At 54.8% G+C, this 8,597-nt stretch carries 10 protein-coding genes; all 10 read right to left on the bottom strand.

Annotated elements, in window-relative coordinates; translation table 11 throughout:
- Nucleotides 1–436: 436 nt before the first annotated feature.
- Genes B2Y11_RS05820 through B2Y11_RS05775 form a run of 10 tightly spaced genes read right to left on the bottom strand, consistent with a single transcriptional unit; the run spans nt 437 to nt 8,349 of the window.
- Nucleotides 437–1,027, bottom strand: a complete 591-nt coding sequence (locus B2Y11_RS05820; RefSeq protein WP_291057245.1) for an ANTAR domain-containing response regulator — start codon at nt 1,025–1,027, stop codon at nt 437–439.
- A 1-nt stretch (nt 1,028) separates the two neighbouring features.
- Nucleotides 1,029–2,447 (bottom strand): histidine kinase N-terminal domain-containing protein, encoded by a 1,419-nt coding sequence (locus tag B2Y11_RS05815; protein ID WP_291057243.1) that lies wholly within the window; start codon nt 2,445–2,447, stop codon nt 1,029–1,031.
- A gap of 20 nt (nt 2,448–2,467) precedes the next feature.
- Complete coding sequence (gene tsaD, locus B2Y11_RS05810; protein ID WP_291057241.1) at nt 2,468–3,490, bottom strand: tRNA (adenosine(37)-N6)-threonylcarbamoyltransferase complex transferase subunit TsaD; 1,023 nt, start codon at nt 3,488–3,490, stop codon at nt 2,468–2,470.
- 30 nt (nt 3,491–3,520) lie between these two features.
- The gene (gene rimI, locus B2Y11_RS05805; RefSeq protein WP_291057238.1) at nt 3,521–3,985 is read right to left on the bottom strand and encodes a ribosomal protein S18-alanine N-acetyltransferase; all 465 of its coding nucleotides are present in this window, start codon (nt 3,983–3,985) and stop codon (nt 3,521–3,523) included.
- Nucleotides 3,958–4,650: a tRNA (adenosine(37)-N6)-threonylcarbamoyltransferase complex dimerization subunit type 1 TsaB gene (tsaB, locus tag B2Y11_RS05800; RefSeq protein WP_291057236.1), complete on the bottom strand. Its 693-nt coding sequence runs from the start codon at nt 4,648–4,650 to the stop codon at nt 3,958–3,960. The genes rimI and tsaB overlap by 28 nt, the downstream gene beginning before the upstream one ends.
- A complete protein-coding gene (gene tsaE, locus B2Y11_RS05795) occupies nt 4,634–5,113 on the bottom strand; it encodes a tRNA (adenosine(37)-N6)-threonylcarbamoyltransferase complex ATPase subunit type 1 TsaE (RefSeq protein WP_291057234.1) in 480 nt (159 codons plus the stop codon). The genes tsaB and tsaE overlap by 17 nt, the downstream gene beginning before the upstream one ends.
- The gene (locus B2Y11_RS05790; protein WP_291057232.1) at nt 5,103–5,993 is read right to left on the bottom strand and encodes a patatin-like phospholipase family protein; all 891 of its coding nucleotides are present in this window, start codon (nt 5,991–5,993) and stop codon (nt 5,103–5,105) included. Before B2Y11_RS05790 ends, tsaE begins: the two co-directional genes overlap by 11 nt.
- 39 nt (nt 5,994–6,032) lie before the next feature.
- Nucleotides 6,033–6,791, bottom strand: a complete 759-nt coding sequence (gene gpmA / locus B2Y11_RS05785; protein WP_291057230.1) for a 2,3-diphosphoglycerate-dependent phosphoglycerate mutase — start codon at nt 6,789–6,791, stop codon at nt 6,033–6,035.
- An 11-nt stretch (nt 6,792–6,802) separates the two neighbouring features.
- Nucleotides 6,803–7,795: a thiamine-phosphate kinase gene (thiL, locus tag B2Y11_RS05780; protein WP_291057228.1), complete on the bottom strand. Its 993-nt coding sequence runs from the start codon at nt 7,793–7,795 to the stop codon at nt 6,803–6,805.
- The gene (locus B2Y11_RS05775; protein ID WP_291057226.1) at nt 7,792–8,349 is read right to left on the bottom strand and encodes an isochorismatase family protein; all 558 of its coding nucleotides are present in this window, start codon (nt 8,347–8,349) and stop codon (nt 7,792–7,794) included. Before B2Y11_RS05775 ends, thiL begins: the two co-directional genes overlap by 4 nt.
- Nucleotides 8,350–8,597 lie beyond the last annotated feature (248 nt).

The following is an 8,597-nucleotide window of genomic DNA, read 5'->3' as shown; positions in this document are numbered from 1 at the left end:
TTTCCCCTTTAGGGGGCGATGAGTATAAAGTCAGCGTTACGGGAATGCCTTTCTGCTGCATAAATCGCACTGACCATTCTGTTGAATTGGCCACCTCCGGTGGCCACCCCTTATCCGGCTGCGCCGGACTCTCCCCTATTCAGGGGAGAGAATATAACCCCTCTATGTTTACCCTTGATTTCATATGTTACGAACAGCATTACGGAGATTAGCCACCTACGGTGGCTTTTCCCCAGCCCGTCAGGGCGGTTGTCTGGTTTTTACCAGCTCACTAAATCGGTTTTATACATACTGGCGCCCTTTTATTTTTGAAGGCGCCTCACCACAACCCTCGCGCCACAGGCGCTTCAAACTTTAGAACCTTCGCACCGTAAGGTGCGTCAAACTTCAGCCGCGAAGCGGCTGTCAAACCGCTGCCCGCAAAAGCGGGCAGCTCTTACCTGTTCTTCCTTGCCATGATTTCCTTAACCACCTTCTGGGCCACATCGGCTATGGTGATGCCTCTTTTCATGCTAGTCTGCTGCATCCGGCGGTAGGCATCTTCTTCGGTGATGTGGTAGTAGTCCATAAGGAGTCCCTTGGCGCGGTCCACAATTTTGCGGGCGGCCAGTTCTCTTTCCATGTTTTTCACCCGGTCCACCATGTCTTTTTTCTGCCGATACTGGCTTACGGCGATCTGGATGGCGGGGAAAAGGGTCTTTTCTTCCACCGGTTTCATGACGTATCCGAAGACCATGGATTTCTTGGCCTTTTCTATCATATCTTCATCGCCGAAGGCGGTGAGAAGGACCACGGGAGCCAGGTTGTCATGGGCAATCATGCGGGCAGCCTGGATGCCGTCCAGTCTGGGCATTTTAACGTCCAGTATCACCAGGTCCGGTTTCTTTTCCTTCACCAGGTCAAGGGCTTCCACGCCGTCGGAGCCAATGCCCACCACTTCGTGCCCCGCTTCTTCCAGCATTTCCCGAAGGTCCATGCAGATGAGCGCTTCATCATCCGCTATAACGATTCTGTATTTTTCCGCCATATTATCCCTCCATAACAGACAGGGGACAAAGAATATCGGCTGTCACCATCTGATTTTCATTTTTCAGGGAGAATTTCCCTTTGAGTTCGATTTCCGACAGGTTCCTTACGATCTGGAGGCCCAGGTCGAAGGTTTTGGTGCTGAAATCGTCGGGCAGCGGGTGTCCGTCGTTTTTGATATATACGTGAAGGTCAGTGCCTTTGATTTCCGTGCCCACAATGAGGGTGCCTTTGGCAAGATCCCTGAAACCATGGTCGATGGCATTGTGAATCAGTTCATTGGCCGCAATGGCCAGGGGCACCGCCTTTTCGGAGTCCACGATAAGGGGACGCCTTGATTTTTCCCTTACCACATTGACCGGCAGAAGGGCCAGGCTGTCCACGGAGAGCTTGGTGATTTTATCCAGAAGGATATCCATGTCGATTTTATCGCCGCTCTGGCTTGCCAGGATGTCGTGGATCTGGGATATGCCGAGGATGCGGCTCACTGCCCGCCGGAGGGCTTCCTTGGTGTCTTCGTCCTTCGCCCGCCTTGCTTGCATACGGAGCATGCCGGCAATGGTGTTCAGACTGTTTTTCACCCGGTGGTGGATTTCCTTAATCACCGAATCCTTCACCAGAATCTGTCTTTCCTTTTCACGGATGGCAGTAACGTCTGTCAGCACCAGCACCGTGCGGGTCACCCGGCCGCCGGAAATGATAGGCAGGCCCCAGGCGGAAAGGGTTACGTTTTCCGACACCTCATCGCCAAAAGCCGGTTTTCCTGTCTTCATGACCTTATCCACCAGAGGGAAATGGACGATGGTGTGGCCGATGAGTTCCCGGCTTTCCACCGCTTCCTTGTCCAGCACGAAGTAAAGGTCGTCCGCCATGTCGTTGGCATAGATAATGCGCCCCGCCGCGTCCAGGATGATCATGCCGTCCTGGGGACGGATGCTGTAGTAATCCGCCGTGCTGAAAGGCACCTGCAGTGCCAGGTTGGCAGTGTCGGTGAGCACCTGCTGCTGTTTCACGGAGCTGGCCATGAAGCATACCGCCGCAAAGGGAATGCCTGCGTTATCCACAATAGGATAGGCGGTGACAGCCACGGTGAGGCCCTGGTCCAGCTCCATGCGCCCCACCACCTTCCTGCCGGTGGTGAAAACATTTTCAATGATGGCCAGGTCTTCTCCCAGCCTTGTGTCCCCCGATTTGAAGTAGGTGGAGCCATGGGTATAGGATGGTTTCACCGCCATAAGGATGACGGAAATATCATCATTCTTTCCTTTGGCGCAGAGATATACCTGGTTTCTGGAAATATCGGAAGCCAGCTGCAGAGCCACCTGCATATGGTCCAGGATTTTGGCCTGCACATCGGTGAGCCTGGTGGTATCCCTTACCAGGGTGTAGAGCTGGCTCATTTCAATTCCACGGGTCTGCATAGGCGTATCCCTCTTTTCTCTTACAATGAAATCCGGTCTGCCAGGAAAGGCAGCCTTGGATCGGCGTTCAGGTTCAGCGGCGCAAACTGTCCGGCCTGGGCCATGTAGTAAGCCCGGCAGCCGATCATGGCGCCGTTATCGGTGCAGAGCACCGGATCCGGCCGGCACATGCGGATGCCCCTTTTGTCGCACTCTGCCTTCAGCGCTTCCCGAAGGCCGCTGTTGGCTGCTACGCCGCCGGCCAGGGCTATGGTTTTGTATCCTGTCAGTTCCGCTGCCTTCATGGCCTTTTCCACCAGCACTTCCACCACCGCATGCTGGAAGGAGGCGGCTACATCTTTGTAGTTCACTTCTTCCTTCTTCATTTTAGCGGTATTCAGGTAGTTAATGACTGCCGACTTCAGGCCGCTGAAGGAAAAGTCGTAATTATGCTCTTTTTCAAGGCCCATGGGGAAGTGAATGGCATTGGGATTTCCTTCCCGTGCCAGTTTGTCGATATGAGGGCCGCCGGGATAAGGATAGCCCATAACCCGGGCGATTTTGTCGAAGGCCTCTCCTGCCGCATCATCCCTTGTCTGTCCCAGCAGCTGGAAGGTATTGTAATCCTTCACCACCACAATCATGGTATGGCCGCCGGAAACCACCAGAGAAAGGAAGGGCGGCTCCAGATCCGGATACTGCAGCAGGTTGGCAAAAATATGGCCTTCCATATGGTTTACCGCAATAAGAGGCTTGTCCAGCGCCCAGGCGGCTGCCTTGGCAGCTGCCACGCCAACCAGCAGGGCCCCTACGAGCCCCGGCCCCTGGGTGACGGCAATGGCATCCATGTCTTCCCAGGAAGCGCCGGCCTGTTCCAGGGCTTCGATAGCCACAGGGAGCACATCCTCTATATGGTGGCGGGATGCGATTTCCGGCACCACGCCGCCGAATTTCTTGTGAATGGGCACCTGAGTGGAAATCACGTCGGACAGGATATGACGCCCGTCTTCGATGACCGCACAGGATGTCTCATCACAGCTTGATTCGAATGATAATATTTTCATAATTCTCCTTTTATGGAACTACTGACTGAATCAGTGCTTCCTTAGTTCCTTAGACATGATATACCCGTCTTCCCGGGGCAGGTCATACACACCTTTTCTGGTGCCCAGCATCCGGAAACCATATTTCTTATATAACCTCCGGGCTTCCTCATTGCTCACCCGGACCTCAAGGAAAAGAGAACTCATACGCCGTTTCACCGCTTCTTCCAGTCCCGCTTCCAGAAGCAGGGCACCTATGCCCTTCTTTCTGTACTCAGGACGGACGCCTATATTGAGAAGCTGTCCTTCATCCATAATGAACCAGTAGCAGCCATAGCCTGCGGTCTTACCATCAACCAGGGCGATGAAATACTCACTGTGGTCCCCTTCCATATCATGGGCCACCGTCTCCTCCCGCCAAGCATCGGAAAAGCAGAGCTTCCCGATTTCATAAATATCATGGACAAAGGAAGCATCCGCCTTTTGGATCAGGACTTGCCGTGCTGCTTCTCCCACAGAACCTCCGCCTCGCTTCTCCGGATATAGTTGGGAAGGAGGGCCAGAGGGCTGTCCACCCGGCCTTCCTTTAATTTCTTAAGCCCTGCCATGGCCACGCTTCCTGCCCGGGCCATGCGGCTGTGAGCCGGCGCCAGCTTGATGCCGGCAGCCAGGAGCTTATCCTTGTATTTATCAGCACATTCGCCCACCGCAATGATGGGGCCGCCGTGGGCCAGGGCCGCAGCTATGACGTCGTCAACAGGCGCCGCCGTTTCTTTCTTCTCCAGCCACAGTTCATCAAAGGCGCCGTAGAGGGCGGCATACACATTGCCCCGCTGGGCATCCAGCAGAGGAAGGATGAAAGCCTCTGCGCCTGCCATATTCCAGGAGAGCGCTTCCAGCGTATCCACCCCGATAAGGGGCACCTTCCAGATATAGGAAATCATCTTGGCCGTGGCCAGTCCGATGCGGAGTCCCGTAAAAGAGCCGGGGCCGATGGATACGGCCACAGCGGTAATATCTTTTTTGGTAACGCCTGCTTCCTTTATCATTTCATCCATATGGGGAAGCAGCTGTTCCGAATGGGTCAGTTTTTTCTGTACCGTCCATTCGGCCACAAGCCGGTCCTCCTCCGCCAGGGCGCAGCTCAGCACCAGGGAGGATGTATCAATGGCCAGCAGCATAATTTTGTATCTCCTTTACTACTTCTTCCGGAGCCATGGGGCCCCAGGAAACAGATATGCACCTTTCCGTCTCCCCGGAAAGGGCTATCTCTATATGTATACTTTCGTCAGGAATGAGGGAAGGGAACATATCCGCCCATTCCACAACCACCACGCCGCCCTGGCCGTATTCCTCCCAGCCTATGTTCCACAGCTCATCTTCACTATGGAGACGGTAGAAATCGAAATGCTTCAGCGGCAGAGCGCCATCTTCATATAAATTCATAATGGTGAAAGTGGGACTTCCCACCACCCCATGGATTCCCATGCCTTCCGCCAGTCCCTGTACGAAATGGGTCTTGCCGGCCCCCAGGTCACCGGTGAGGGCGATAAAAAGCCCATCCGCCGCCTGCCTTCCCAGAAAGCGTCCGAAGTCCATGGTTTCCTTTTCACTTTTCGTTGTGAACATTACTTTATTTGCCATGAAGCCACCTCATCATTTCATCAAAACGCTCCATGGTAATGCGATAGCCTTCCCCATGAAGCTCCCGAAGCTTCCCGGCGTCCCTTTCTATGCGAGATACGGTCACCGGCTTCTCCGGACGGATGACAAAAACAGAGCCTTCCTTTTCCAGCTCCAGCACCTTCTCCACCTTCCGGTTGTACCTTTCCGGTATGGTACACATGCCTTCCACCACCGCCGGATACTCTCTGCCGTACACCGCCTTCAAAAGGCCGTGCATCCAGAAGGGCACCGGCTTTTTCCGGTAGCCTGCATCCCGGGTAAGCACGTACACGATCTTCCCGTGGGGAAAGGGGATTTCCCATGGAAGGGGCACCAGCGGCAGACCTACACCGCCGTCTGCATAGGCCCTCCCCCGCCACTCCACCGGTTTTGACACCAGGGGAATGGAACAGCTGGCCTCACAGACCTTCATGAATTCCGCCGAATCATAGTCATGGCTGGAAATGAAACGGGGCTTTCCGGTCAGGCAGTCCGTAATCACCGCATAGAGAGTCTGGGATGATTCCTCGAAGGTTTTGAAATCGAAGGGATCCTCCTCATGGGCCAGAGGGCCGAACATGAAATCAAAATTAAAGAAAGAGCCGCCCCTCACCATATGACGGAATCCCATGTACCGGGAATCTGCTGCATACACCGCATTCACCCTGACGCTTCTTCCTGTCTGTTTCGACAGATAGCCAAGGCCCTGCAGCGTGCCTGCCGAAATACCTACCGTATTTTCAAAATAGAAATGATGGTCCAGAAGCGCATCCAGCACCCCTGCCGTGAAAAGGCCGCGCATGGCGCCGCCCTCCAGCACCAGCACCGGAGGCTCCTTCCCCATTTCCTGCTGATTCATATATTTCACAAGCTCTCGGGATTTCCCGGAAACACCTCCTTATTTCTTTGCCGAGCAGGCAGACTGGTTTTTCACTGCATTGATTTTCGCCTGAATGGCCTCCTGGTCTCCCAGGTAGGACACATCGTGCACCGTGAAATCGGGATTCAGATGGTATACCAGCGGAATCCCCGTAGGTACATTCATGCCGGCGATTTCCGTATCGGAAATCCCTTCCAGGTGCTTCCGGAGGGCGCGGATGGAATTGCCATGGGCTGCAATGAGCACCCTGTCTCCCGCCTCCATGCGGGGACGGATGACCTCGTCGAAATAGGGAGCCACCCGGGCTACCGTATCCTTCAGGCATTCCGTCAGCGGCAGCTTCACCTGGTCCTTAATCTTCCGGTACGGCGCCTGGAATACGGGATTCCGGGGGTCATCCTCCGTCAGAGCCGGCGGACGCACATCGTAGGAACGGCGCCACAGATGCACCTGCTCCTCACCGTATTTATCCGCTGCCTCCGTCTTGTTCAACCCCTGCAGGGCGCCGTAATGGCGTTCATTCAGATGATAATCCTTAATCACCGGAATCCAGGCAAGATCCATTTCATCCAGCGCCCTATAGGCCGTATGAATGGCCCGCTTCAGTACGGAGGTATAGCATACATCGAAGGCTAAGCCCTCTTCCTTCATAAGCCGCCCTGCTTCCTTTGCTTCCTCCATGCCCTTGTCCGAAAGTTCCACATCCGTCCAGCCGCAGAACAGATTCTTCTTATTCCATTCACTTTCCCCATGACGAATCACTACCAGTGTATACATATAATCCTCCCTTACTGATCAAAATGATCATAACCTTTAGCTTCCAAAAGCCTTTTCCTGCCATGACTCCATCCGTAGACCCCGCTGCCCGGCTTTTTAACCACCCGGCCCACCGGCGTGATGGATGTTTCTTCCCTTATTGTATCAAAAGCGGAAGGGGAAATGGTACCGGTGAGCTGGTAATCCTCCCCTCCGTTCAGCGCCCAGGTGAGGGGATTCACAGAAATCTCACGGCCCAGAGCGCGGACATCCTCCGACAAAGGCACCTTTTCCAGGTCGATTTCCATTTCCACCCCCGACGAACGGGCGATTTCATTCCATTCACTGGAAAGACCGTCGGAAATATCATTCAGCGCATGGGCTCCGGCCTTTCGAAGGAGCGTCCCCAGACGGATCTGGGGTTCCGGCCGCTGATGCCTTGCAGCAAGGCGAGGCCATTTCTCTCCCATGCCGTGAAGAAGGGCATAGAGCCCGGCTGCCGAATCGCCGGCCGTACCGGTAACAAACACAATGTCCCCCTCCCGGGCGCCGCTTCTTGTCACCGCCTCTCCCTGAGGCACCATGCCCACCACCGTGCCGGTGAGAATGACCCCGGAAGGCGAACCGGTCACATCGCCGCCCAGAAGATTCACCCTGTATTTACTGCACAAGGCCCGAAGACCTTCATATAAACCATCCACCCAGGAAAGAGGCAGCGCCTCCGGCAGGGCAATGGAAAGCACAAAGCCTGCCGCCTCTGCCCCCATGGCAGCCATATCGCTGAAATTGCAGGCCCCCAGATGATACCCCACATCAAAGGGAGACATGGTCTCCTTCGTGAAATGGATGCCCTCCACCATGGTATCCGTGGAAATTACCTGGTCATAGCCCGGAGGCGTCCGGTACACCGCCCCGTCATCACCGGGCCCTACCACCACCAGCTCCGGACGGTAGATGAAATCATGCATAATGCGCCGGATAAGTCCGAACTCCCCTGCTTTTCCTACGGTCATCCCATCCATCATTCCTCCAGCAGGGGCACGCCCTTCTCCTTCAGCTCCTTCAGCGTCTTCTCATGATCTGCCTCCGACACATAGCCCAGCCCCTTCACCAGAAGGGTCACAGACCGGCCGGAAGCCAGAAGAGACAGCACCGTTTCCTTCACACAGTACTCCGAAGCAATGCCGCCCACATACACATGGGAAGAAGCTGCATCACAGAGTTTCTTCCCCTCACCGTTGACGCCGTTAAAAGCAGAATACTCCTCCACCTCATCATTCTGTCCCTTCAGGAAACGATTGGCCGAAGAAGGACGGTTCGAAGGATCTTCGATTTCCTTCCCGAAAAGCGGATCCAGCTCCGCCCCCTTCGTTCCCGCCACACAGTGAACAGGCCAGATGCCGCCGTTCACCCTGAAAGACCCGTTGGACGGGCTGTGCCAGTCCGACGTGTAGAGAACCCGTACAGGATGACAGTTTACAAACCGCACAAGTTTCTCCACCGCCTCATGACTGTGCCCGCAGGCCAGCGTCCCATCTATGAAATCATACTGACAGTCCACAATGACAAGATCATCCATGACGATTCCTCCTATCTTATTCATACTGTTTATTTTATCAGCTTTACCCCTTAAGGGAAAGGGGGGAACACGCCTGCGACGTGAGGGTTCAAAAGGTTCTGAAGGTTCTGAAGTTTGACGGCGCCTGTGGCGCTGAGGGTTGTGGTGGCGACACAGCCGCAGTATAAAAAGGGGCGCGCCTACCGGCGCAGGTTGTGTAGAAGGGTTGTGTAGAAAGGGGCAGAGAAAGGGTTCAAAGAGGAAGGTTG

Source organism: Dialister sp. UBA1703, from assembly GCA_002320515.1.
GTDB lineage: Bacteria > Bacillota > Negativicutes > Veillonellales > Dialisteraceae > Dialister.
Note: the sequence above shows the minus strand (reverse complement) of the source record. Positions and strands in the feature narration are given on the sequence as shown.

Coding starts and splice junctions, on each gene's coding strand:
- B2Y11_RS05815 (WP_291057243.1), bottom strand. CDS start 2,447: ATGCAGACCCGTGGAATTGAAATGAGCCAGCTCTACACCCTGGTAAGG.
- tsaE (WP_291057234.1), bottom strand. CDS start 5,113: ATGGCAAATAAAGTAATGTTCACAACGAAAAGTGAAAAGGAAACCATG.
- B2Y11_RS05790 (WP_291057232.1), bottom strand. CDS start 5,993: ATGAATCAGCAGGAAATGGGGAAGGAGCCTCCGGTGCTGGTGCTGGAG.
- tsaD (WP_291057241.1), bottom strand. CDS start 3,490: ATGAAAATATTATCATTCGAATCAAGCTGTGATGAGACATCCTGTGCG.
- gpmA (WP_291057230.1), bottom strand. CDS start 6,791: ATGTATACACTGGTAGTGATTCGTCATGGGGAAAGTGAATGGAATAAG.
- B2Y11_RS05820 (WP_291057245.1), bottom strand. CDS start 1,027: ATGGCGGAAAAATACAGAATCGTTATAGCGGATGATGAAGCGCTCATC.
- tsaB (WP_291057236.1), bottom strand. CDS start 4,650: ATGCTGCTGGCCATTGATACATCCTCCCTGGTGCTGAGCTGCGCCCTG.
- B2Y11_RS05775 (WP_291057226.1), bottom strand. CDS start 8,349: ATGGATGATCTTGTCATTGTGGACTGTCAGTATGATTTCATAGATGGG.
- thiL (WP_291057228.1), bottom strand. CDS start 7,795: ATGATGGATGGGATGACCGTAGGAAAAGCAGGGGAGTTCGGACTTATC.